The organism is Actinomadura sp. NPDC000600 (assembly GCF_040492135.1).
GTDB lineage: Bacteria > Actinomycetota > Actinomycetes > Streptosporangiales > Streptosporangiaceae > Spirillospora.
This window is the reverse complement of record NZ_JBEUPD010000022.1, coordinates 87,220-109,492: the sequence shown is the minus strand read 5'-3', so window position 1 is coordinate 109,492 and position 22,273 is coordinate 87,220. Positions and strand designations below refer to the sequence as shown.

The 22,273-nt window shown below is 74.9% G+C and carries 22 protein-coding genes; 16 read left to right on the top strand and 6 right to left on the bottom strand.

Annotation, left to right across the window (positions count from 1 at the left end):
• Positions 1-3 precede the first annotated feature (3 nt).
• The 5 genes from ABWI07_RS28510 to ABWI07_RS28490 all read left to right on the top strand — a co-directional run bounded on the left by ABWI07_RS28510 (position 4) and on the right by ABWI07_RS28490 (position 5,828).
• Positions 4-1,038, top strand: a complete 1,035-nt coding sequence (locus ABWI07_RS28510; protein WP_149264707.1) for an ABC transporter ATP-binding protein — start codon at positions 4-6, stop codon at positions 1,036-1,038.
• On the top strand, positions 1,022-2,050 hold the full coding sequence (locus tag ABWI07_RS28505; protein WP_149264708.1) for an ABC transporter ATP-binding protein: 1,029 nt from the start codon (positions 1,022-1,024) through the stop codon (positions 2,048-2,050). The genes ABWI07_RS28510 and ABWI07_RS28505 overlap by 17 nt, the downstream gene beginning before the upstream one ends.
• A gap of 39 nt (positions 2,051-2,089) precedes the next feature.
• Positions 2,090-2,950, top strand: coding sequence for a spermidine synthase (locus ABWI07_RS28500; protein ID WP_353820328.1), 861 nt, complete (start codon positions 2,090-2,092; stop codon positions 2,948-2,950).
• 43 nt (positions 2,951-2,993) lie between these two features.
• On the top strand, positions 2,994-3,767 hold the full coding sequence (locus tag ABWI07_RS28495) for an SDR family oxidoreductase (RefSeq protein WP_353820327.1): 774 nt from the start codon (positions 2,994-2,996) through the stop codon (positions 3,765-3,767).
• Positions 3,768-3,860: 93 nt separating this feature from the next.
• Positions 3,861-5,828, top strand: a complete 1,968-nt coding sequence (locus tag ABWI07_RS28490; protein WP_353820326.1) for an ATP-binding SpoIIE family protein phosphatase — start codon at positions 3,861-3,863, stop codon at positions 5,826-5,828.
• Positions 5,829-5,835: 7 nt separating this feature from the next.
• On the opposite strand, the gene ABWI07_RS28485 is transcribed toward ABWI07_RS28490, so the two are convergent.
• The 5 genes from ABWI07_RS28485 to ABWI07_RS28465 all read right to left on the bottom strand — a co-directional run bounded on the left by ABWI07_RS28485 (position 5,836) and on the right by ABWI07_RS28465 (position 11,328).
• A complete protein-coding gene (locus ABWI07_RS28485; RefSeq protein ID WP_353820325.1) occupies positions 5,836-6,984 on the bottom strand; it encodes a VldE C-terminal domain-containing protein in 1,149 nt (382 codons plus the stop codon).
• Between the two features lie 40 nt (positions 6,985-7,024).
• Complete coding sequence (locus ABWI07_RS28480; protein WP_353820324.1) at positions 7,025-7,864, bottom strand: DUF4253 domain-containing protein; 840 nt, start codon at positions 7,862-7,864, stop codon at positions 7,025-7,027.
• Between the two features lie 110 nt (positions 7,865-7,974).
• On the bottom strand, positions 7,975-8,145 hold the full coding sequence (locus ABWI07_RS28475; protein ID WP_160161229.1) for a hypothetical protein: 171 nt from the start codon (positions 8,143-8,145) through the stop codon (positions 7,975-7,977).
• Between the two features lie 28 nt (positions 8,146-8,173).
• Positions 8,174-10,600, bottom strand: coding sequence for an FtsX-like permease family protein (locus ABWI07_RS28470; protein ID WP_353820323.1), 2,427 nt, complete (start codon positions 10,598-10,600; stop codon positions 8,174-8,176).
• The gene (locus ABWI07_RS28465; RefSeq protein ID WP_353820322.1) at positions 10,597-11,328 is read right to left on the bottom strand and encodes an ABC transporter ATP-binding protein; all 732 of its coding nucleotides are present in this window, start codon (positions 11,326-11,328) and stop codon (positions 10,597-10,599) included. Before ABWI07_RS28465 ends, ABWI07_RS28470 begins: the two co-directional genes overlap by 4 nt.
• A gap of 184 nt (positions 11,329-11,512) precedes the next feature.
• On the opposite strand from ABWI07_RS28465, the gene ABWI07_RS28460 reads away from it, so the two are divergent.
• From ABWI07_RS28460 to ABWI07_RS28445, 4 genes are all read left to right on the top strand, one after another.
• Positions 11,513-12,733, top strand: a complete 1,221-nt coding sequence (locus ABWI07_RS28460) for a sensor histidine kinase (protein WP_353820321.1) — start codon at positions 11,513-11,515, stop codon at positions 12,731-12,733.
• Positions 12,721-13,359: a LuxR C-terminal-related transcriptional regulator gene (locus ABWI07_RS28455; RefSeq protein ID WP_149264715.1), complete on the top strand. Its 639-nt coding sequence runs from the start codon at positions 12,721-12,723 to the stop codon at positions 13,357-13,359. Before ABWI07_RS28460 ends, ABWI07_RS28455 begins: the two co-directional genes overlap by 13 nt.
• On the top strand, positions 13,356-13,844 hold the full coding sequence (locus tag ABWI07_RS28450; protein WP_353820320.1) for an NUDIX domain-containing protein: 489 nt from the start codon (positions 13,356-13,358) through the stop codon (positions 13,842-13,844). The genes ABWI07_RS28455 and ABWI07_RS28450 overlap by 4 nt, the downstream gene beginning before the upstream one ends.
• Before the next feature lie 76 nt (positions 13,845-13,920).
• Complete coding sequence (locus ABWI07_RS28445) at positions 13,921-14,790, top strand: alpha/beta hydrolase (RefSeq protein ID WP_353820318.1); 870 nt, start codon at positions 13,921-13,923, stop codon at positions 14,788-14,790.
• On the opposite strand, the gene ABWI07_RS28440 is transcribed toward ABWI07_RS28445, so the two are convergent.
• Positions 14,791-15,720, bottom strand: a complete 930-nt coding sequence (locus ABWI07_RS28440) for a LysR substrate-binding domain-containing protein (protein WP_353820317.1) — start codon at positions 15,718-15,720, stop codon at positions 14,791-14,793.
• A gap of 199 nt (positions 15,721-15,919) precedes the next feature.
• On the opposite strand from ABWI07_RS28440, the gene ABWI07_RS28435 reads away from it, so the two are divergent.
• Genes ABWI07_RS28435 through kynU form a run of 7 tightly spaced genes read left to right on the top strand, consistent with a single transcriptional unit; the run spans position 15,920 to position 22,194 of the window.
• Positions 15,920-17,356 (top strand): 2-hydroxymuconic semialdehyde dehydrogenase, encoded by a 1,437-nt coding sequence (locus ABWI07_RS28435; protein ID WP_353820316.1) that lies wholly within the window; start codon positions 15,920-15,922, stop codon positions 17,354-17,356.
• A gap of 11 nt (positions 17,357-17,367) precedes the next feature.
• The gene (locus ABWI07_RS28430) at positions 17,368-18,153 is read left to right on the top strand and encodes a 2-keto-4-pentenoate hydratase (protein ID WP_305790882.1); all 786 of its coding nucleotides are present in this window, start codon (positions 17,368-17,370) and stop codon (positions 18,151-18,153) included.
• Positions 18,153-18,896: a 2-keto-4-pentenoate hydratase gene (locus ABWI07_RS28425; RefSeq protein ID WP_353820315.1), complete on the top strand. Its 744-nt coding sequence runs from the start codon at positions 18,153-18,155 to the stop codon at positions 18,894-18,896. The genes ABWI07_RS28430 and ABWI07_RS28425 overlap by 1 nt, the downstream gene beginning before the upstream one ends.
• A complete protein-coding gene (locus ABWI07_RS28420; protein WP_149264720.1) occupies positions 18,896-19,339 on the top strand; it encodes a RidA family protein in 444 nt (147 codons plus the stop codon). Before ABWI07_RS28425 ends, ABWI07_RS28420 begins: the two co-directional genes overlap by 1 nt.
• Positions 19,336-19,908 carry a 3-hydroxyanthranilate 3,4-dioxygenase gene (locus tag ABWI07_RS28415; RefSeq protein WP_200842436.1) on the top strand — a complete coding sequence of 191 codons (573 nt, stop codon included), beginning with the start codon at positions 19,336-19,338 and terminating at the stop codon, positions 19,906-19,908. Before ABWI07_RS28420 ends, ABWI07_RS28415 begins: the two co-directional genes overlap by 4 nt.
• Positions 19,901-20,947, top strand: a complete 1,047-nt coding sequence (locus ABWI07_RS28410; protein WP_235037424.1) for an amidohydrolase family protein — start codon at positions 19,901-19,903, stop codon at positions 20,945-20,947. Before ABWI07_RS28415 ends, ABWI07_RS28410 begins: the two co-directional genes overlap by 8 nt.
• Complete coding sequence (gene kynU / locus ABWI07_RS28405; RefSeq protein ID WP_235037425.1) at positions 20,944-22,194, top strand: kynureninase; 1,251 nt, start codon at positions 20,944-20,946, stop codon at positions 22,192-22,194. The genes ABWI07_RS28410 and kynU overlap by 4 nt, the downstream gene beginning before the upstream one ends.
• Positions 22,195-22,273 lie beyond the last annotated feature (79 nt).

Genomic DNA, 22,273 nt, shown 5'->3' with positions numbered 1-22,273 from the left:
GACATGACCACGGACCTGAAGGACGACCCGGTCCCCGCCCCGGAACCGGAGGCGCCGCTCCTGCGCGTCGAGGACCTGCACGTGCGGTTCCGTGTGCGGGACCAGGACGTGCACGCGGTGAACGGGCTGTCCTACACCCTCGCCGAGGGCGAGACGCTCGCGATCCTGGGCGAGTCGGGCTCCGGGAAGAGCGTCGCGGCGCAGGCCGTGATGGGCATCCTGGACGTCCCGCCCGCGCGCGTCGAGCGCGGGTCGGTCCGGTTGCGCGGCGAGGAGCTGCTCGGCCTGCCCGAGCGGCGGCGCCGCGCGTACCGCGGCGACCGCATCTCGATGATCTTCCAGGACGCGCTGACCGCGCTGAACCCGGTCTTCACGGTCGGCGACCAGCTCCGCGAGATGTTCCGGGTGCACCGGGGCCTCGGCCGCAAGGAGGCCACCGCGAAGGCCGTCGAGCTGATGGAGCGGGTGCGGATCCCCTCCGCCCGGAGCCGGCTCGGCGACTACCCGCACCAGTTCTCCGGCGGCATGCGCCAGCGCATCATGATCGCGATGGCGCTGGCGCTGGAGCCGGACGTGCTGATAGCCGACGAGCCGACCACCGCGCTCGACGTGACCGTGCAGGCGCAGATCATGCGGCTGCTGGCCGGGCTGCAGGACGAGCTGCGCATGGGCATGGTGCTGATCACGCACGACCTCGGCGTGGTGGCCGGCGTCGCCGACCGGATCGTCGTGATGTACGCGGGGTCGGTCGCCGAGCAGGCGCCCGCCCGGGAGCTGTACGCGCGGCCCGCCCACCCCTACACCCGGGGCCTGCTCGCCTCGGTGCCGCGGCTCGACCGGCGCGGCGGCCCGCTCGTCCCGATCAAGGGGTCGCCGCCGAACCCGGCCGCGCTTCCGCCGGGCTGCCCCTTCCAGCCGCGCTGCCCGCGCGCCGAGGCGCTGTGCGCGGCGGAGCGGCCGCCGCTCGTCACCGTCGCCCCGGGGCACGAGGCCGCCTGCCACTTCGCCGAGGAGGTGCATCGTGCCGGAGCCGAGTGAGGGCCCGATCCTGGAGGTGGAGGGCCTCGTCAAACACTACCCCGTGACCCGGGGCGTCGTGGTCAAGCGCGCCGTCGGGCAGGTCAAGGCCGTGGACGGGGTGGATCTGGAGCTGCGCCGCGGCGAGACCCTCGGGATCGTCGGCGAGTCCGGGTGCGGGAAGTCGACGCTGGCCAAGCTCCTGCTCGCGGCCGAGCGCCCCACCGCCGGGACGGTCCGCTTCGACGGCCGCGACATCTTCGCGATGCCCAAGCCGGAGCTGCGGGCGCTGCGCCGCCGCGTCCAGATGGTGATGCAGGACCCCTACTCGTCGCTCAACCCGCGGATGACGGTCGGCGACATCGTGGGCGAGCCGTTCGCCGTCCACCCCGAGGTCGCGCCGAAGGGCGAGCGGCGCCGGCGCGTCCAGGAGCTGCTGGAGCTCGTCGGCCTCGACCCCGCCCACGTCAGCCGCTACCCGCACCAGTTCTCCGGCGGGCAGCGCCAGCGCGTCGGCATCGCCCGCGCGCTGGCGCTGCGCCCCGACGTCATCGTGTGCGACGAGCCCGTCTCGGCGCTGGACGTGTCCGTCCAGGCGCAGGTGATGAACCTGCTCGCCGAGCTGCAGCGCGAACTCGGCCTGGCGTACGTGTTCATCGCGCACGACCTGGCGGCCGTCCGCCACATCTCCGACCGGATCGCCGTCATGTACCTGGGCAAGGTGGTCGAGACGGGCGACGAGGCCCAGATCTACGAGCACCCCACCCACCCGTACACGCAGGCGCTGCTGTCGGCCGTCCCGGTGCCCGACCCGGACGCGCCCGGCTGGGCCGAGCAGATCCGGCTGGAAGGGGAGCCGCCGTCGCCGCTGGACCCGCCGTCCGGCTGCCGGTTCCGCACCCGCTGCTGGAAGGCTCAGGACATCTGCGCGGAGGAGGTGCCCGCGCTGGAGCAGCGGGAGGGCTCCGCCCATCCCAGCGCCTGCCACTTCGCGGCGGAGACCGTCCTGACGGACCTGACGGAACAGACCTGATCGCGGGCCGCGCGGGCGGCGGTCCGTAGGGTGGAGGCCATGGCACGCAAGGGCAGGCACGGATCCCGGCCGCGAACCTACGAGATCGCCGGCGGGGAGGCCGAGCTCCTGCGCGACGCCGACCGCGACGGCGGCTGGATGCTGCTCGTCGACGGCGTCCCCCAGTCGTACGTGGACCTGTCCGACCCCACCTACCTCGACTTCGAGTACATGCGGCTGATGGGCGACGTGGTCGACTCGCTCGGCCTGGCCGGGGAGGCGTTCGACGCGGTGCACATCGGCGGCGCCGGGTGCACGCTGCCCCGCTACATCGCCGCGACCCGGCCGGGCTCGCGGCAGATCGTGCTGGAGCCGGACGCCGAGCTGGTGCAGGTCGTCCGGGAGCGGCTGCCGGTCAAGAACGTCCCCGGCCTGCGGATCCGGATCACCGACGGGCGCTCGGGGATCGCCGCGCTCGCAGACCAGGCCGACGACCTGGTCGTGATGGACGCCTTCGCCGGGGCCTCGATGCCGCCGGACCTCGCGACCCGCGAGTTCGTCCTGGACGCCGCGCGGGTGCTGCGGCCCGGCGGCGTCTACCTGGCCAACGTCGCCGACGGGTTCCGGCTGCCGTTCGCCCGCCGGGTGACCGCGACGGTCCGCTCGGTGTTCCGGCACGCGCTGCTGATGGGCGACCCCGGCGTGCTGCGGGGCCGCCGCTTCGGGAACCTGATCGTGGCCGCGTCGCGGGAGCCGCTCCCCGCGGCCGAGCTGACGCGCCGCGCTGCGGGCGGCGTCGTGCGCGCCCGGCTGCTGGAGGGCGGCGACCTCGCCGCGTTCTGCGCCGGCGCCGCGCCGCTGCACGACGGCGAGGAGATCGTCGCGCCCGTCCCGCCGCCGCAGGTCTTCGGCAGGTCCTGACGGCGCTCCGCCGCAATCCCACGACCCGCCCAAGGAGGCGACCATGATCCTCGTGACCGGGGCGAGCGGCACGCTCGGCCGGCCCGTCACCCGCCTGCTGGCCGAGGCCGGCGCGGACGTGCACGCGCTCAGCCGCCGCGCCCGGCAGCCGGAGGCCGGGGTGACGTGGCACAAGGGCGACCTCGTGACCGGCGAGGGCCTCCAGGACGCCCTCGCCGGCGCCGAGACGATCGTGCACTGCGCCAGCGACCCGTTCCACTACAAGCGGGACCTCACCGCCGCGCGGAGGCTGATCCAGACCGCGCGCGGGCAGGGCGCGCCGCACCTGGTCTATATCTCGATCGTCGGCGTCGACAAGATCCCTTACCGCTATTACCAGATCAAGTACGCGGTGGAGCGGATGATCGAGGAGTCCGGCCTGCCGTACACGATCTTGCGCGCCACCCAGTTCCACACCCTGCCCGACACGGTCTTCAACGCGCTCACCAAGATCCCCGGCCTGGTGCTGCTGCCGGGAGGGCTGCGGGACCAGCCGGTCGACGCCGGCGAGGTCGCGGCGCGGCTCGCCGAACTGGCCCTGGGCGCCGGGCCCGCGCGGCGGGTCGACGACATGGGCGGCCCGGAGGTGCTCACGGCCGAGGAGATGATGCGGGACTACCTGAGGGCGCGGGGGCTGCGGCGGCCCGTCCGGGTGCCGCTCCCGCTCCCCGGGCGCGCCGCGCGCGGGTTCCGGGAGGGGCACCACCTGGCGCCGGACCGCGCGGTCGGGAAGCGGACGTGGCGTCAGTTCCTGGATGAGACCCATACGCATCGGTAAGGGACGGATTCCCCTCCCGTATCGGTCTCATCGGGCCGCTCGATGTCCCATAATCGAGCGATGGAGTCGTCCACCCGAATTCTCATTCTCGGCATGGATTCGTCGGGGAGAATTCTCCAGTTCGACCGCAATGCCGCTGCGGTTCTGAGCCCGAATGAGAACGGCCTGCTGGGCGCGCTGCTGGACGAGGTGATCCCCGGCGCGCACACGCCGCTGCTGGAGGCGCTGAAGGCCGGGCGGGAGCGCACCGCCATGCTCGCCGTGGAGACTCCGGTCGGCGGCACGCTCGACGCCGTCGTGACCGTCCACCCGATGAGCGGCGGCGCGCCCGGGATCGCCGCGCTCGCCGTCGTGAAGGTGCCGGTGCCGCTGGCGGACCGGTTCGTCGACCCGGCCGTCATCCGCCGCGCGCTGCTGGACGACGCGCTCCCGCGGATCGGCTCCACGCTCGACCTGGAAATGCTCGCGCGCGGGCTGATGGACGTGCTCGTCCCGCACTTCTGCAATTCCGGCGCGCTGCTGCTGCTGGAGACCCACATCGACGCCGACGAGGGGCCGGAGGGCCCCGACGGCCCCCAGCTGCGCCGGATGGCGATCGGGTTCGACGACGAGGACCCGGCCTGGGACGCGACGTTCCCGACCGGGGAGTCCCTCGGCTACCCGCGGGGGACCCCGCACGCGCTGTGCCTGGAGTCCGGCGAGCCGGTGCTGCGCTCGCTCGGCGGCGAGGGGTCGGCGTGGCTCGCCTCCTCGTGGCGGCGGCCGCCGGTCGCCGAGCTGCTCAAGGGCGCGTCGATGCTGCTGCTGCCGATCATCTCGCCGGTGGGCGTCCTCGGCTTCTTCGTCTGCACCCGCAACGTCGCGCACCGCCCGTTCGACGCCTACGACATCGAGATCGGGATGGAGTTCGCCGCCCGGGCGGCCATCTTCATCGAGAGCGCCCGGCAGTACTCCCGGGAGCGGGCGACCGCGCTGACCCTGCAGCGCAGCCTCCTGCCGACCGGGCTGTCGGCGCCGTCGCCGGTGGAGGTGCACCACCGGTACCTGCCGGGCAGCCGCCTCATCGAGGTCGGCGGCGACTGGTACGAGTCGATCGCGCTGCCGGGCGCGCGGGTCGCGCTGGTGGTCGGGGACGTGGCCGGGCACGGCGTGAAGGCCGCCGTCACCATGGGGCGGCTCCGCACCGCCATCCACACCCTCGCCGGGCTGGAGCTGCCGCCCGCCGAGGCGCTGGAGCGGCTCGACTCCCTGATGCGGACGCTCGGCGAGCGCGAGCCCCACTTCGCCACCTGCGCCTACGTCGTCTACGACGCGGTGAGCGGCCGGTGCGAGGTCGTCAGCGCCGGGCACCTGCCGCCGCTGCTGGCCCCGCCCGGCACGGCCTCGGAGTACCTGCCGGTGCCGCCCGCGCCGCCGCTCGGCGTCGGCGGCGAGGGCCCGATCGTCAGCCGCGAGTTCACCGTCGAGGACGGGACGCTGCTGTTCCTGTACACCGACGGCCTGGTGGAGAACCGGGCCCGCGACATCGACGACGGCCTGGCCAGGCTGCGCGCCACCTTCGGGCCGGGCGCGGCCGACCGCCCCCTGGAGGACCTGTGCCAGGCCGCCCTCGACGGCGTCTACGACGACCAGCACCGCGACGACATCGCGATGCTCGTCGCGCGGCTGGCGCGGATCCCGGCGGACCGGCACGCCTCCTGGGAGCTGCCCGCCGAGCCCGCCGCCGTCCGCCGGGCCCGCGGCCTCATCCGCGACCGGCTCGCCCGCTGGGACCTGGAGGACATGGCCTACACCACCACCCTGCTGGCGTCGGAGCTGGTCACCAACGCCGTCCGGCACGCCGGGGGCCGCATCGGGCTGCGGCTCGTGCGGGAGGGCGGGCTGGTCTGCGAGGTGTTCGACTCCTCCGACGGGCGCCCCCGGGTCCGCCACCAGGAGGACGAGGACGACACGAGCGAGTCGGGCCGGGGCCTCCAGGTGGTGGGGCGGCTGGCGCAGCGCTGGGGCGTCCGCCGCACCAAGGGCGGCAAGGTCGTCTGGTGCGAGCAGCCGCTCCCGTGAGGGGCCGCTAGCGCAGCACCGAGATGTGCACGTGGTCGTAGTGGTTCTGGGTGATGCTTCCCCGGTCCTCCATCGGCCGCCATCCGCCGCCGCGCACGTTCCAGATGTGCTGCTTCCAGATGACGTAGGAGATGCCCAGCCGCCGCGCGTTCGCGACGGCGTACCGGGCGACCTGGTCGCCGTGCCGCTGCGCGCCGGCGCTCGGCGTCCGGCCGCCGGTGCTCTCCATGAAGTCGCAGGCGCGGCCGTCGCCGTGGTCCTGCGGGTCGCCGGTGGAGCGGTAGCAGCCGATCACCGGGAACGGGCCGAACATCCGGGCGATCTCCAGCAGGGCGGTCCGCATCGTGGGCGTCATCATGTTGCCGGTGATGGGGGAGCGGTCGCCGACCGCCCCGTCCGGCCGCCCGGTCACCCGCGGCAGGCTCCTGCGCGGCGTGCCGCCGGTGCTCTTCGGCGCCGCCAGCGTCGCCACCCTCGTGCCGCGCGGGAGGATCCTCTTCAGCCGTTTCGCCAGCGCCGCGGCGTCGGCCTTCGGGGCGCTGATGACCATGCCGTTCCCCTCCGGCAGCCCCAGCGCGCGGGCCTGCCCGCGGGACACGACGGCGTCGACGTCGCCGATGCCCATCGAGGCGTAGGCGCCGACGCGGACCCGCCCCGGCTTCGCGCTGCGCCCCGCGGGGACCACGGCGCCGAGCGGCAGCGCGCCGTCCCGGCCCTGCTCGAACGACACCGCCAGGCCGCCGGACGCGACGGTCTGCCACAGCTGGTCGGACTGGGCGGTCGGCTCGGGCGCGAACGCGCGGAACCCCGACGGGTCGACCCCGAGCAGGCCCATGCGGCGGCCCCCGACGCTGGCCTGCGCCGCGTCCACGACCGCGACCCCGGCGACGCCCTTGAGGCGCCGCGCCCGCTCGACGGCCGCGGGCGGTAGCGTCGACGTCCCGGCGACGAGCAGGTGGGGGGTGTAGCGGCGGGTCAGCGGCGCGACGGCCGGCGCCCGCGGCGCGTCGGCCACGGAGACGAGGTTCCCGGCTCCGCGGGGCTCGCGGTCCGCCCGCTCCGTCCGGTCCCGGACGAGCACGGTGACGTCGGCGGCGAGGGTGACGGCGATTCCGGCCGCGATGACCGCCGAGAGCGCCCTGCCATTGCGTCGCATCCGTCCCCGTCCCCGTTCCGTTTCCGTCCCTGCCGACCGGTCAGTCCCACCAGAACGACCAGTTGGTCTTGCCGCGGATCTCCTCGGCGTATCCGGCGAGGGTGCCGGGCCCCTGGAACAGGATGTCGGGGCAGAACGCCCAGTGCTCGGCCGCGACGTGGACGGCGTGCCGTGTGCTCACGGGCGGCGCGGCGACGCTGAGCTCCATGGTGTTGAAGCCGAGCGCGACGACGCGGGCGCCGAAGCGGTCCTCCCAGCTGCGCAGGACGGCCGCGAGCGGTGCCGTCCACTCGTTGTGGTTCAGCGCGCCCTGCCAGCCGACGGCGGCGATCGCGTCGGCGCTCCGCTCCACCGCGACCAGGCCGAGCGGAAGGCCGCGGGCGGCGAGGGCGCGGGCGTGCCGGTCGGCCATGGCGTCGGGGTCGTCGACCGGGACGCCGGCGGGCGCGGGGCCGGGGCAGTGCCGCCCGTAGGGGGCGAGGTCGTCGTGGTCGTCGTCGGCGGCCTGCTCCGCCCAGTCCGCCCACACCTCGTACATGAACGCGTGGGGGTGGTAGTTGCCGATCTCGGCGACCGGCTCGGGGGCGATCTGGCCCGCCGCCCAGGGCTGGTCGGACTCGTCCATGAGCAGGGGCCACAGCCCCGACCGGGCGTGCTCGGCGCGGACCCGGGCCCACAGCTCGCCGCGGACCGGCTCGTCGCTCAGCCAGAACGCGGGCCGCATGAGGAGCTGCCGCTGCGGGTACCCGGGGTCGGGCCAGACCAGGTCCCCTTCGGGCAGCGGAACCGACAGCGTCCGGCCGGTCGCGCCCTCCTCGGCGCCGCCGTCGAACAGCTGCGGCAGGTCGCCCGGCAGGGGCCGGACCTCCACATCATCCATTTCACGCCGTTCCGGTACAGAGCATGCCAGTGGCGATCGTAACGGCGGTAGGGGCCGTCCGGGGGACGAGCCGTGCGGTTCGGTCGTCCGGCCGGGCGGCCCGGGCGGGCTCAGGGCTCGCGGCGGCCGCGGAGCAGCAGGTCGATCACGACGGCGGCGGCCGCGAGGCCGGTGACGGCGCTGACGGCGATCTGGACCCAGCCGTCGCCGAGGACCGCGTTCGACAGGACGTTCACGGCGACCAGGACGACGATCAGGGTCCAGCGGGTGGAGTTGCTCATGGGAGCGCCTTTCGGTGAGTGGGGGACTTCAGGAGAGCGAGGGAGGGGTGCGCCGGCGCAGCACCGCGCGCGCCGGGAGCAGGATCGCGGCGGCGCCTGATCCGGCAACGCCGAGGAGGATCACCGCGCAGGCGAGCGGCGGGACGGAGGGCAGCGGCAGGCCGGTGACGCGGGCCGCGAAGGCCGTCAGCGTCACCGCGGCGATGAGGGCCCCGGTCGCGATGCCCGTGCCGAGGACGATCGCGGCCTCCAGCCGCAGCATCCGCAGGACCTGGCGACGGGTCGCGCCGACCAGGCGCAGCAGCGCGAACTCGCGGCGGCGCGCCGCCGTCGCCAGCGCCAGCGTGGTGACGAGACCGATGAGGACGAACCCGGTGATCGCGGCGACGACCAGCCGGCTGACGAACCCCTGGAGCCTGACCTCGTGGGAGAGGCCCTCCTGGAAGCCGGCGGGCGTGAGCACCCGGGTCCCGGCGTAGGCGGCGGTGACCGCGCTCAGGTCCGCCCTGCCGCGGACGAGGACGCGATCGTCGAGCGGCGAGGAGGAGTGCGCGGCCACGACGTCGCGGGGGAGGAGCACGTCGCCGAACCCGAGGCCACGGTCGTAGACGGCGACGACGCGCGCCCGGATCCGCGTCCCGTCGCCGAGCCACAGGGTCGTCGTCGAGCCGACGCGCAGGCCGCCGGCGACGTCCCGGCTGAGCGCGACGGCGTCGCCGCGCAGGTCGCCGAGCCTGCCGGAGGACACGCCCGGGTCCAGGGTCGCGGCGGCGTCCGCGCCGACGCCGGCGCCGTTCAGCGAGCGCAGGTTCTTCTCGCCCAGTTCCCTGACCGCCATGACGGCGGTGGTGCGCTTGACCGGCGTCGCGGCCGTCACGCCGGGGACGCGGCGCACCGCCTCGACGACCCCGTGCGGGAGGCCGGGGCCCGCCGCCACGACGATCCGGTCGGCGCGGTTCCCGTCCTCCGCCTGCGTCCGCGCGGCCTGGACGACGGTGGACTGGGCGAAGAGCTGGACGCCGGCGAACGCGACGGCCAGGGCGACCGGCGTGATCAGCGATCCGGCGCGGAGGGCGGCGGTGCCGGCTGCGTGCTGGGCCATCCGCCCGGCCACCGGCGAGACGGCCCGGGCGGCGCGGCCCAGGACCCGGTTCCCGGCCCGCGCCACCAGCGGCCCGAGGAAGGCCGTGGCGATGATGAGCGAGATGACCAGGCCGCCGATCGAGGCGCTGGCGGCGGGGCCGGTGGCGCCGGCGGAGAACCCGAGCGCGTTCAGGCCGAGGACGAGGAAGGCGGCGCCGGTGACCACGCGCCAGCGGGGCAGGCGCGGGTTCTCGGCGGCGGCCTCGCCGAGCGCCTCCACGGGCCGGATCCGCGACAGCCGCAGCGAGGCGAGGAACGCGGTCGCGGTGGCGGCGAGCAGCGTGACGGCGACCGCCGCGAGCGCGGGGAGCGGACCGAGCGACAGCCCGAAGCCGTCCGGCAGGACGCCCTTGTTCACCATCGCGGCGTGCAGCGCGGCACCCGCCCCGAGCGACAGCGCCCCGCCGGCGAGCGCGGCCGGCGCCCCGATCCGCAGCGTCTCGCGCACGAGGCGGGCCCGCACCTGGCCCGGCGTCGCGCCGACCGCCCGCAGCAGCGCGAACTCGCGGGCGCGTTCCCGCACCGAAAGCACGATCAGGCCGCCGACGACCACGAGCGCCGTCATCACGGCGAGGCCGCCGAACGAGGCTGACAGCTCGACGATGTCGGGGCGCGCGGCGGCGACGGCCGGGTCCTCGGCGTCGCCGCGCGCGGCGCCGGTGGAGACGGAGAGGCCGGGCACGGCCTTGCGGAGCGCCTCCTCGTCGGGGTCGCCGAGCACCGCGAGGGCGTCGGCGAGGCCGGGGCGCCCGTCGAGGGCCGCGGCCGTCGCCGTGCTGAAGAACGCCGCGGCGGGACCGCCGGCGACGAGCCCGGACACGCGGTAGGGGCGGGGCGGCCCGTCGACCTGGATGCGGACCACCGCCCCCGGCGCGACGCCCGGCGACCGGCTCAGCACGACCTCGTCCGGCGCCTGCGGGGCGCGGCCCGCGCTCAGCAGGTAGGGCCGGAGCGCCGCAGATTCCCAGCCGTGCCCCGTCACCGGCCCTCCCGAGGAGAGCAGCGCGGGGAACGACACGTCGGCGACCACGTCCCGCACGCCCGGAACGGCCCGCAGCCTCGCGGCCGCCGCGACCGGGACGGGGGCGCGCTCGGTCAGCGGCCGGCTCTGCTCCTCCGGCGCGTCCGCGAACCTCCCCAACCGCTCCGTGACGCTCCCGGGGCCGGTCACGACCGCGGCGGCGGCGCCGAACCGCTCGACCGGCGCGTGCGCCCGGAGCGCCGACTCCAGCAGCACCCCGCACGCCCCGAGGAGCACCGCCGCGAACGCCAGCGCGACGAAGATCCCGGCGAACGCCCCCCGGCTCCTCACAGCGACTCCCAGCGGGACATGACGGCGGACGCGGTCGGGGCGGCCAGCTCGTCGACGATGCGGCCGCGGCTGAGGAACAGCACCGAGTCGGCCCACGCGGCGGCCGCCGGGTCGTGGGTGACCAGGACGATCGTCTGGCCGGTCAGGTCGGCGGCCTCGCGCAGCATCCGCATGACGTCGCGCGCGGTGCGGGGATCGAGGGCACCGGTCGGCTCGTCGGCGAAGACGACCTCCGGACGGGTGATCAGCGCGCGGGCGAGGGCGGCGCGCTGCTGCTGCCCGCCCGACAGCTCGGACGGGCGGTGCCGGAGCCGGTCCGCCAGCCCCACCCGCCGGACGATCTCCTCCAGCCGGGCCGGGTCGGGCTCGGCGCCGCCGAGCCGCAGCGGGAGGGTGATGTTCTGCTCGACGTCCATGGACGGGATCAGGTTGAACGCCTGGAACACGAACCCGATCCGCTCGCGGCGCAGCCGCGTCCGCTTCGCCTCGCCGAGCCGCCCGAGGTCCACCCCGCCGATCCGGACCGTGCCCCCGCTCGGGCGGTCGAGCCCGGACGCGCAGTGCAGGAACGTGCTCTTGCCCGATCCCGAGGGCCCCATCACCGCGGTGAACCCGCCGCGGCGGAACGTCCAGGTGACGCCGTCCAGGGCCCGCACGGCCCCGTAGGTCTTGGTGACCGCGTCCAGGCCCACCGCCTCCGCGGTGGCCTCGGCCGTCATCGTGGTCATGGTCCCCCTCCGTGGGATATCGCCTCTCACCTGGACGAACCTAGGTTCGGCAGGGGGTCGGGCACATGGGCGCGCACTCCCGAAACGGTGGTGTAGCGGGCTACACCACCGGTCCGGGGGCAGGCCCGGGTGCGAGGGGCGCCGGCGTCGCTTACGGTGTGCTGCGAGGTGACGGCGAGGTGACATGAACAGAGCTCTGAGACGCAGCACGGAGGCGACCGGCGAGCTGGTCGGAGCCCTGCGCACGGGCCTGCCCGCGATGGCCGGGCTCGTGCCGCTCACGGCGGCGCTCGTCCTGTCGTTCCTTGTGCTGCCGTGGCTGCCGTCGGCCGTGAAGCCCCTGCGGGCGCTCGCGAACGCCGAACGGCGGCGGGCCGGACGCGTCCTCGGCCGCGAGATCCCCGAGCCGTACCGCCCGTCCTCAGGCGACGGCCTCGGCGAGGCGCGCCGCCTGCTGCGGTCGCCGTCCACCTGGCGGGACGCCGCCTGGATGGCGGTGCACGGCCTCACCGCCCTGGTCGCGGCGGTGGTCGCGGTCGCGGTGTGGCCGGCCATCCCGTTCACGCTCTCGCTGCCGCTGTGGTGGTGGGCGGCGCCCGAGGGCTCCCAGTCGGCGTTCATCACCCTGGACAGCTGGCCCAAGGCGCTGACGATGCCGTTCGTGCAGGGGGCGTTCGACCTGGGCATCCTGCTGTGGCTGGTGCCGAGGATCGCGCGGTGGCAGGCCGGGCTCGCCGAGGTCCTGCTGGGGCCCACCCGGCGCACCAGCCTCGCCGAGCGGGTCGAGGAGCTGACCGAGACCCGCGCCGAGGCCCTGGAGGCGCACGGCGCCGAGCTGCGCCGCATCGAGCGCGACCTGCACGACGGCACGCAGGCCCAGCTCGTCGCCGCCGCCCTGCGGCTCGGGCTCGCCGACCGCCGCTTCGACGCCGACCCGGACGCGGCCCGGACGCTGTTCCTGGAGGCCAGGGACGGCGTCGAGGAGGCCCTCACGCAGCTGCGGACGGTGATCCGCGGCATCTACCCGCCGATCCTGTCCGACCGCGGCCTGGCGGGGGCGCTGCGGGCGCTCGCCGCCGGGCAGCCGATCCCCGTCGACCTGGACGTCGAGGACGGCCGTGCGCCCGCCGCCGTCGAGGCCGCCGCCTACTTCGTCGTGGCCGAGGCCCTCACCAACATCGCCAGGCACAGCGGCGCGCGGCACGGCGAGGTCGCGCTCCGCCGCGAACCCGCCCGCCTCACGATCACCGTGCGGGATGATGGCAAGGGCGGGGCCGATCCGGACCGGGGCAGCGGCCTCGCGGGCATCCGCCGCCGGGTGGCGGCGCTCGACGGGACGACCCGCCTCGACAGCCCCGACGGGGGAGGGACGACGCTTCAGGTGGAGCTGCCGTGCGGATCGTGATCGCGGAGGACAGCGTCCTGCTCCGCGAGGGCCTCGTCATGCTGCTGGACGCGGGCGGCCACGAGGTGGTCGCCGCCGCGGGCAGCGGCCCGGACGTGCTGCCCGCCCTGCTGGAGCACCGCCCCGACGCGGCCGTCCTCGACGTCCGGCTGCCGCCCGGGTTCCGCGACGAGGGGCTGCGCGCGGCGATCGAGGCGCGCAGGCGGCTCCCGGGCCTTCCGGTGCTGGTCCTGTCGCAGTACGTCGAGCAGACCTACGCCGCCGAGCTGCTCGCGGGCGGCGCCGGAGGCGTCGGCTACATGCTGAAGGACCGGGTCGGCCGCGTCGACGAGTTCCTGGACGCCCTGGACCGCGTCGCCGCCGGGGGCACCGCCCTCGACCCCGAGGTGGTCTCCCAGCTGATGACGTCCCGGCAGGACCCGCTCCAGGCCCTCACGCCCCGCGAGCGCGAGGTCCTCGGGCTGATGGCGCAGGGCCTCGACAACGCCACGATCGCCGAGACGCTCGTCATCACCGAGCGGTCGGTGAGCAAGCACATCGGCGCCGTGTTCGCCAAGCTCGGCCTCCCGCCCACCGACAGCGGGCACCGCCGCGTGCTCGCCGTCCTGGCCTACCTGAACTCGTGAGGGTCCGCCGGGGCGCCCGCGCCCTCCTCCTGGACGGCGGCTCGCTCGTCCTCCTGCGCCGCACCGTCCCCGGCCGCCCCGTCTACTGGACGACCCCCGGCGGAAAGATCGAGCCCACCGACGCGTCACCGGAGGCCGCGCTGCGCCGGGAGCTGGACGAGGAGCTCGGCGCCACGGCCGGGCCCGTCCGGCAGGTCTTCGCGTGCGCCGAGCAGAGCCCCGAGCTGCACCGCCTCAACACCTTCTACGTCTGCCGGCTGGTGGCGATGGACCTGTCGCGCCGGCACGGCCCTGAGTTCGACGACCCCGCGAACGGCCGCTACGACGTCGACCGCGTCCCGTGCACGCCCGACGCCCTCGGGTCCCTCCGGCTCGTCCCCGAGATGCTCTCCGCCTACCTGCGCGACCACGCCGGCGACCTCCCCGGCCTCGTGCCGGGCGGGCAGGACGCCGGGCACGAGGGACGGGGTATGGCGGAGGCGTGATACCGGAAGGCCGGGAAGGGTATTTGATCGTCTCCCCGGCGGGCGGGAGGCTGGTCCCGGAGGGGGAGGTGCTCCCGTGAGCGATCTGGACGACTGGCCGGGCAGCGAGCTGAGCGACGAGGAACTGGACGTCGCCTACAACGTGCGCAGGAAGGCCGGACCCGAGCTGTTCGACCGGCACATGGCCCGGTACCGGGCCATGTCGGAGGCGGCCGTCGCGGGCCTGCCCGGGCACCCGGGGATCGTCTACGACCAGGTGAGCGGGGAGCGCCTCGACGTCTGGGGCACGGGCGGGGAGCCGCGCCCGGTGTTCGTCTTCCTGCACGGCGGCTACTGGATGGCGCTGTCGCGGGACGTGTCGTCGTTCATGGCGAGGACGCTCCACGAGCAGGGCATCGCGACCGTGGTGCCCGACTACACGCTCGCGCCGAAGGCGACGCTGGAGGAGATCGTCCGGCAGGTGCGGGCCGCCGTGGCCTGGGTCCACCGGCACGGGCGGGACCACGGCCTCGACCCCGACCGGATCGTGGTGGGGGGCAGTTCGGCGGGCGGGCACCTGACCGGCATGACCATGGTCGGCGGATGGCAGGAGCCGCTCGGGCTGCCCGCCGACGTCGTCAAGGCCGCGATGCCGTTCAGCGGGCTGTTCGACATCCGGCCGATCACCCGCGTCTACGTCAACGAGTACGTGCGGCTGGACCTGGAGCGCGCGGCGGCGCTGAGCCCGGCGCTGCTGCCGGCGCGGTACCGCTGCCCGGCCGTCATCGCCGTCGCGGAGCACGACGGGGACGGATTCCTCGCGCAGTCCCGCATGTTCCATCCGCGCTGGGACGCCGGGGATCTGATGGTCGTCCCGGACCGCGACCACTTCGACGTGGTCCTCGACCTGGCGGACCCCGACTCCATGGTCGGCCGGGCGCTCGTCGACCTGGTCCGCGCGGTGTGATCAGCCGGCGATGATCTCAGCCGCCGCACCGCGGAGATGGTCCAGCATCAACCGGGCGGACGGGGTCGGGGCGCGGTGCGCGGGGAGCGTGACGCCCACCTGGCGGCGGACGGTCTCCAGCGGCACCGGGAGCGGCGCGATGTCGGCGTCGGTCCGCGCGACCAGCTCGGGAAGGGCGGCGATCATGTCGGTGTCGCGGACGAGGGTGCGCACGGTCAGCACCGAGGTGCACTCGACCAGATTGCCGGGCGGTTCCAGGCCCTCGGCGCGGAAGACCTGCTCCAGCTCCGACCGCAGCGCCGTCCGCTCCAGGGGCAGCACCCACGGGTAGGCGAGCAGGTCGGCGAGGCCGAGGCCCGGCACCGAGCGCGCGGGGTGGCCGCGGCGGGCGACGAGGCGTACGGGCTCGCCGTACAGGGTGATCTGGCGCAGGCCGCGCAGGTCGTCGATCGGATTGAGGCGGCCGAGGATCAGGTCGATCTCACCGTCCAGCAGGCGAGGCACCTGCGCGTCGAAGGTGGCCTCCTGGACGATCACGGTGACGCCGGGCCGGTCCCGCTTCAGCGCCGCGATCGCGCGGGGGAGCAGGACGCTGGAGCCGGCGAGCAGGGTGCCGATCGTGACCGTGCCGACCTCGCCGTCGGCCAGGCCGCTGATGCGCTCGCCGGCGCGGCGGAGCTCGGCCAGGACGGCGCGGGCGTGCTCGACGAACGCGTCGCCGAACATCGTCGGGGTCATGCCGCGCGGGCCGCGGGTGAACAGCTCCACGCCGAGGACGCCCTCCACCTCGCGCAGGCTGCGCGTCACCGCGGGCTGCGCGAGCCGCAGGTGCTCGGCGGCGCGCAGGACGCTGCCGTGGTCGGCGACGGCGACGACGAGCACCAGGTGCCGCAGCTTCAGCCGTCCGTTGAGCAGGTCGATCGCGCGCATGCCGCCTTGGTATCACAGATCGGTCATAACCGGCGGCCCGCAGGTCACCGTCCGGGTATGGGCGGGGCGGGGGAGTGCGGCCCTCCGGCCACGGCCTCCGGCATACCCGTTCCGTCATATCGGCCGGGTGGTTTGGTATTTGCCAGGCATAGCTTCGCGGGCAGAGGATCAGGATGTCGAGCCACGCGGGAGGGAACGGATGAAGGCTGAGCACTACGTCGGCGGGGTGTTCCGTACGGACGGTCCGACCTTCCCCCTCATCGCACCCGTGGACGGCACCGAGCTGGGGACCGTCCCCGAGGCCACGCGGGAGGTCGTCGACGACGCCGTGGCCGCGGCCCGGTCCGCGCTGAAGGGCCCCTGGGGCGCGATGGCCGCCGAGGAGCGGGCCGCGGCGCTGCGGCGCGTCGCGGACGGCATCCAGGCGCGGTTCGAGGAGTTCGTGGACGCCGAGGTCGCCGACACCGGCCGGCCCCGCGCGTTCGCCGAGACCGTCGACGTGCCGCGCGCCGTCGGCAACTTCCGCGCCTATGCCGACCTGCTCTACGGGCGGCCCGAGCGGGCCTACACCACGCGGGTCCCGGGATGGAGCTCCGGGACGGGCGAGGCGCTCAACTACACGGTGCGCCGGCCGCTCGGGGTGGTGGCGATCGTCTCGCCGTGGAACCTGCCGCTGCTGCTGTCCACCTGGAAGATCGCGCCCGCGCTCGCGTGCGGGAACACCGTGGTGGCCAAGCCGTCGGAGGAGACGCCGTCCACCGCGACGCTGCTCGCCCGGGTGATCGACGACGCCGGCCTCCCGGACGGCGTGTTCAACCTCGTGCACGGGCACGGCCCCGGCGCCGCGGGCGAGTTCCTCACCGGGCACCCGGGGGTCGACGCGATCGCGTTCACCGGCGAGTCGGCCACCGGCGCGGCGATCATGCGCAACGCCGCCGACCACGTCACCCCCGTCTCGTTCGAGCTGGGCGGCAAGAACCCCGCGCTCGTCTTCGCCGACGCCGACCTGGACGCCGCCGTGGACGGCACGGTCCGCTCCTCCTTCACCCACTCCGGGCAGATCTGCCTGTGCACCGAGCGCGTCTACGTGGAGCGCCCCGTCTTCGAGGAGTTCACCGCGAGGCTCGGGGAGCGGGCCAGGGCGCTGGAGGGCTACGGGCCGATGATCTCGGCCGAGCACCGCGACAAGGTCCTGTCGTACTACCGGCTCGCCCGCGAGGAGGGCGCAACGGTCGTCGCGGGCGGCGGCGCGCCGGAGTTCGGGGACGCGCGGGACGGCGGCTTCCACGTCGAGCCGACCGTCCTCACCGGCCTCCCTGAGACCGCCCGGAGCGTGCGGGAGGAGATCTTCGGGCCGGTCTGCCACGTCGCGCCGTTCGACACCGAGGACGAGGCCCTCGCGCTCGCCAACGACAGCCCCTACGGCCTCGCCTCCACCGTGTGGACGCGGGACCTGTCGCGGGCGCACCGGGTGGCGCCGCGCGTCGAGACCGGGATCGTCTGGGTGAACTGCTGGAACCTGCGCGACCTGCGCACCCCGTTCGGCGGCGTGAAGGCGTCCGGGATCGGGAGGGAGGGGGGAGAGTACTCCTTGGACTTCTTCTCCGAGCCCGTCAACGTCTGCATCCAGATCTGAGAGCGAGCCCAGTGACCACGAACATCGAGGCCGCCGCCGAGCGGCTCCTCGGCGCCTACGCAGCCGGCGCCCCGTGCGCCCCCGTCCGCGACCTGATCACCACCGCCGACGACGCCTACGCCGTCCAGGACCGGCTGACCGAGCGGTGGCTGGGGGAGGGGCGCCGCCTCGCCGGGCGCAAGATCGGGCTGACGTCGCGCGCCGTCCAGGCGCAGATCGGGGTGGACAGCCCCGACTTCGGGATGCTGTTCGCCGACATGGCCGTCCCGGACGGGGAGGAGATCCCCGCCGGCGCCGTCCTGCAGCCGCGCGCCGAGGCCGAGGTGGCGCTCGTGCTGGAGCACGACCTGACCCACGAGCGGCACACCGCCGCCGACGTGATCCGGGCGACGGCGTTCGCGCTGCCCGCCATCGAGGTGGTCGGCAGCCGCGTCCGCGACTGGGACATCACGCTCGCCGACACGGTCGCCGACAACGCCTCCTCCGGCATGTACGCGCTGGGCAACCGCCCCGTCCCGCTCAAGGACGTCGACCTGCGCCTGTGCGGGATGGTGATGGAGCGGCGCGGCGAGCAGGTCTCGACCGGCAACGGCGCCGCCTGCCTCGGGCACCCGCTGAACGCCGCGCTGTGGCTCGCCGACACCCTCGTCCGGGTCGGCCGCCCGCTGCGCGCGGGCGACACCGTGCTGACCGGCGCGCTCGGCCCGGTCGTCCCGGCGAACCCGGGCGACGTGTTCGAGGCGCGCATCGACGGCCTCGGCGACGTCCGCGTCGCCTTCGGCAAGGAGGAGTCCTGATGGCCGACGTGCACGCGCTCGCGGCGGAACTCGACGAGGCGGCCCGGAACGTCCGGGCGATCCCGAAGCTGACCGCCCGGACACCTCTGGACGTCGCGACGGCGTACGCGGTCCAGCGCTCCGGGATCGAGCGGCGGCGCCGCAGAGGCGAGCGGCTCGCCGGGGTGAAGATGGGGTTCACCAGCCGCGCCAAGATGGTCCAGATGGGCGTGGACGACGTCATCTGGGGCCTGCTGACCGACGGCATGGCGGCCGAGTCGTCGGTGGACGTGTCCCGCCTCGTCCATCCCCGCGTCGAGCCGGAGATCGCGTACCTGATCGGGCGGGAGGTCCGCTCCGCCGCCGAGGTCGAGTCCGCCGTGGCCGGCGTCGCCGTCGGCTTCGAGGTGCTCGACTCCCGCTACGAGAACTTCGACTTCACCCTCCCGGACGTCATCGCCGACAACGCCTCGGCGGCCCGGTTCGGCGTCGGCGCGTGGCACGCCCCCCGCGACCTGTCGAACACCGGGCTCCTGCTGGAGATCGACGGGCGCCCGGTGCAGACGGGCTCGTCCGCCGCGATCCTCGGGGACCCGGTGCGGTCGCTGCGCGCGGCGGCGCGGCTCGCGCTCGCCGCCGGGCTGACGCTGGAGCCGGGCTGGATCGTGCTCGCCGGCGCCGCGACGGCGGCCGTCCCGCTGCCGAAGGACGCCCATGTCCGGGTCGTCGGCGCGGGTCTCGGCGCCGTGGAGGTGACGACCTGATGGACGAGGCGATCCTGGTCGAGGGCAAGGCGCGGCCGCGCGGGCGGTTCCCGCACCTGCGGCGCGCGGGCGACCTGGTCTTCGTGTCCGGCACGAGCTCGCGCCGCCCGGACGGGACGTTCGCCGGGGCGAGCGCCGACGCGATGGGCGTCACCGACCTCGACATCCGGGAGCAGACCCGCGCCGTCATCGAGAACATCCGCGACCTGCTGGAGGCGGCGGGGGGCGGGCTGTCCGACGTCGTCAACGTGACCACCTACCTGGTGAGCATGAACGACTTCGGCGGTTACAACGAGGTCTACGGGGAGTACTTCGACGAGACCGGCCCCGCCCGCACGACCGTCGCAGTCCACCAGCTCCCGCACCCGCATCTGCTCATCGAGATCTCGTGCGTCGCGCACATCCCGCAGGCGACGCGGACCGGAAAGGAGGGCGGAGCATGACCCTGCCCCAGCTGACGTTCGGACGGCCGTTCAACTTCGACGCCTGGATCGAGGAGCACCGGGACCTGCTGAAGCCCCCGGTCGGCAACGTCCAGGTGTTCGAGGACGCCGGTCTGATCATCATGGTGGTCGGCGGCCCCAACCAGCGCACCGACTTCCACGACGACCCGACCGAGGAGTTCTTCTACCAGCTCAAGGGCAACATGGTGCTCCGCGTCATGGAGGAGGAGGGCCGCCCGCCCACCGACCTGCAGATCAACGAGGGCGACGTCTTCCTGCTGCCGCCGCACGTCCGGCACTCGCCGCAGCGGCCCGAGCCCGGGTCGATCGGCCTCGTCGTGGAGATCCCGCGCCCGGAGGGCCTCACCGAGGCGTTCGAGTGGTACTGCACCGAGTGCCACCACCTCGTCCACCGCGCCGAGCTCCAGGTCCGCTCGATCGTCGACGACCTGCCGCCCGCCTTCGAGGGCTTCTACGGCGGTGACCGCACGTGCCCGAACTGCGGCGCGGTCCACCCGGGCCGGCAGTGGCCGCGCTCGATGACCCCGACGACGGCGCCCCGTGTCTGACGGGGCCCTCGTGACGGTCTTCGACGTCCACACGCACGTCTTCCCGCGGATCGGCCGGGCCGAGGGGCGGATCCTCGCCGACGAGGGCGAGCCGTGGCTGCGCGTCGACGGCGGCGGCGCCGGGATGATGATGTGCGGCGACCAGGAGTACCGGCCCGTCGGAGAGGCGCTCTGGGACGCCGCGCGCCGCGTGGCCGACATGGACGCCGCCGGCGTCGACCGGCAGGCCGTCTCGTCCACGCCGCTGATGTTCGGGTACGCCGCCGAGCCGTCCCGCGCCGCCGACTGGTGCGACCTCGTCAACGACCGCATCCTCGCGTTCTGCGCGGACGCCCCCGACCGGCTCGTGCCGCTCTGCCAGGTGCCGCTCCAGGATCCGGAGCTCGCCTGCGAGGTCGCCACGCGGGCGTCCGCCGCGGGGCACCGCGGCGTCCACATCGGCAACCACGTCGGGGACCGCAACCTCGACGACGAGGGGATCACGGCGTTCCTCGCGCACTGCGCGGAGCTCGGCCTGCCCGTCCTGGCGCACCCGTGGGACATGCTCGGCGCCGACCGGATGCGCGGCCACATGCTGCCGTGGCTGGCGGGGATGCCCGCCGAGACGCAGCTGAGCATCCTCGGGCTGATGCTGTCGGGGGCCTTCGAGCGGCTCCCTGAGTCCCTGCGGCTGTGCTTCTGCCACGGCGGCGGCAGCTTCGCGTTCCTGCTCGGGCGGGCCGACAACGCCTGGCACCGCCGCGACATCGTCCGCGCCGACTCGCCGCGCCCGCCGTCGGAGTACGTCGGCCGCTTCCACGTCGACTCGGCCGTGTTCGACCCGCGCGCGCTCCGGCTGCTCGTCGACGTGATGGGCCCCGAACGGGTCATGCTCGGCACCGACTACCCGTTCCCGCTCGGCGAGAAGGACCCCGGCGCGACCATCCGGGCCTGCCCCGGCCTGGACGACGCCGAACGCGCCCTGCTGCTCGGCGGCAACGCGGAGGAGTTCTTCGCGCCCGCCCACGACCTGGTGACCACCGAAGGAATGACGCAGTGACCCTGGAGGAAGAAGCGCGGCGCCTCGACGCGACCGACCCGCTGCCCACGCTGCGAGGGGAGTTCCTCATCCCGCCCGCTCCCGGCGGGCCCTACGAGGAGGCCGCCTACTTCGCGGGCAACTCGCTCGGGCTCCAGCCGAGGAGCGTGGCCGGGCGGCTCCGCGAGGAGCTGGACGACTGGGCGCGGCTCGCCGTCGAGGCCCACACGCAGGCCCGCCGCCCCTGGGTGGACTACCACGAGCTGCTGCGGGGGCCCGCCGCCCGCCTCGTGGGGGCGCGCCCGCACGAGGTCGTCGCGATGAACTCGCTGACGGTCAACCTGCACCTGATGATGGCGAGCTTCTACCGGCCCGCCGGGGCCCGCACCCGCATCGTCATCGAGGACACCGCGTTCCCGTCCGACTCTTACGCGGTGGCGAGCCAGGCCGTCCACCACGGGCTCGATCCGGCCGAGGCGGTCGTGCGGCTCAGGCCCCGCGACGGCGAGGACAACCTGCGCACCGAGGACGTCGTCGGGTTCCTCGAACGCGAGGGCGGCACGGTCGCGCTCGTCCTGCTCGGCGGGGTCAACTACCTGACCGGCCAGCTGATGGACATGCCCGCGATCACCAAGGCGGGCCGGGCCGCCGGCGCCGTCGTCGGGTGGGACCTCGCCCACGCCGCGGGGAACGTCCCCCTGCGGCTGCACGACTGGGACGTGGACTTCGCCGCCTGGTGCACCTACAAGTACCTCAACAGCGGTCCGGGCGCGGTCGCGGGATGCTTCGTCCACGAGCGGCACGTCCGGGACTCCTCCGTGCCGAAGCTGTCGGGGTGGTGGGGCACCGACCCGGCCGTCCGGTTCCGGATGGACCCGGCGATCGCGCCGCCCGCCTCCGCCGACGCCTGGCAGCTGTCCAACCCGCCGATCATGGCGCTCGCGCCGGTGCTGGCCTCCCTGGAGATCTTCGACCGGGTCGGGATGGACGCGCTGCGCGCCAAGAGCGAGCGCCTCACCGGCCACCTGGCGGCCCGGCTCGCGGACCTCGGCGCCGACGTCGTCACTCCGTCCGACCCGGCCGCGCGCGGAGCCCAGCTCTCGCTGCGGGTGCCGGACGCGGGCGGGCTCGTCCGGCGGCTCGCCGCGGCGCACGGCGTCATCGCCGACGCCCGCGAACCGGACGTCATCCGGCTCGCGCCCGTCCCGCTGTACTGCACGTTCCACGACTGCCACCGCGCCGCCGAGGCACTCGCCGATCTTCTTTAGGTGTGTCGGTGCATGGGTCCGCCCCGCATCGGGTAAGTTCGTCTGCGTTGCACGATGGCACCGGCCCGGCCGGCCGGCG

Coding starts and splice junctions, on each gene's coding strand:
- ABWI07_RS28425 (WP_353820315.1), top strand. CDS start 18,153: ATGGCCGACGTGCACGCGCTCGCGGCGGAACTCGACGAGGCGGCCCGG.
- ABWI07_RS28495 (WP_353820327.1), top strand. CDS start 2,994: ATGATCCTCGTGACCGGGGCGAGCGGCACGCTCGGCCGGCCCGTCACC.
- ABWI07_RS28490 (WP_353820326.1), top strand. CDS start 3,861: ATGGATTCGTCGGGGAGAATTCTCCAGTTCGACCGCAATGCCGCTGCG.
- ABWI07_RS28485 (WP_353820325.1), bottom strand. CDS start 6,984: ATGCGACGCAATGGCAGGGCGCTCTCGGCGGTCATCGCGGCCGGAATC.
- ABWI07_RS28500 (WP_353820328.1), top strand. CDS start 2,090: ATGGCACGCAAGGGCAGGCACGGATCCCGGCCGCGAACCTACGAGATC.
- ABWI07_RS28420 (WP_149264720.1), top strand. CDS start 18,896: ATGGACGAGGCGATCCTGGTCGAGGGCAAGGCGCGGCCGCGCGGGCGG.
- ABWI07_RS28465 (WP_353820322.1), bottom strand. CDS start 11,328: ATGACCACGATGACGGCCGAGGCCACCGCGGAGGCGGTGGGCCTGGAC.
- ABWI07_RS28440 (WP_353820317.1), bottom strand. CDS start 15,720: ATGCGCGCGATCGACCTGCTCAACGGACGGCTGAAGCTGCGGCACCTG.
- ABWI07_RS28510 (WP_149264707.1), top strand. CDS start 4: ATGACCACGGACCTGAAGGACGACCCGGTCCCCGCCCCGGAACCGGAG.
- ABWI07_RS28460 (WP_353820321.1), top strand. CDS start 11,513: ATGAACAGAGCTCTGAGACGCAGCACGGAGGCGACCGGCGAGCTGGTC.
- ABWI07_RS28435 (WP_353820316.1), top strand. CDS start 15,920: ATGAAGGCTGAGCACTACGTCGGCGGGGTGTTCCGTACGGACGGTCCG.
- ABWI07_RS28475 (WP_160161229.1), bottom strand. CDS start 8,145: ATGAGCAACTCCACCCGCTGGACCCTGATCGTCGTCCTGGTCGCCGTG.
- ABWI07_RS28480 (WP_353820324.1), bottom strand. CDS start 7,864: ATGGATGATGTGGAGGTCCGGCCCCTGCCGGGCGACCTGCCGCAGCTG.
- ABWI07_RS28415 (WP_200842436.1), top strand. CDS start 19,336: ATGACCCTGCCCCAGCTGACGTTCGGACGGCCGTTCAACTTCGACGCC.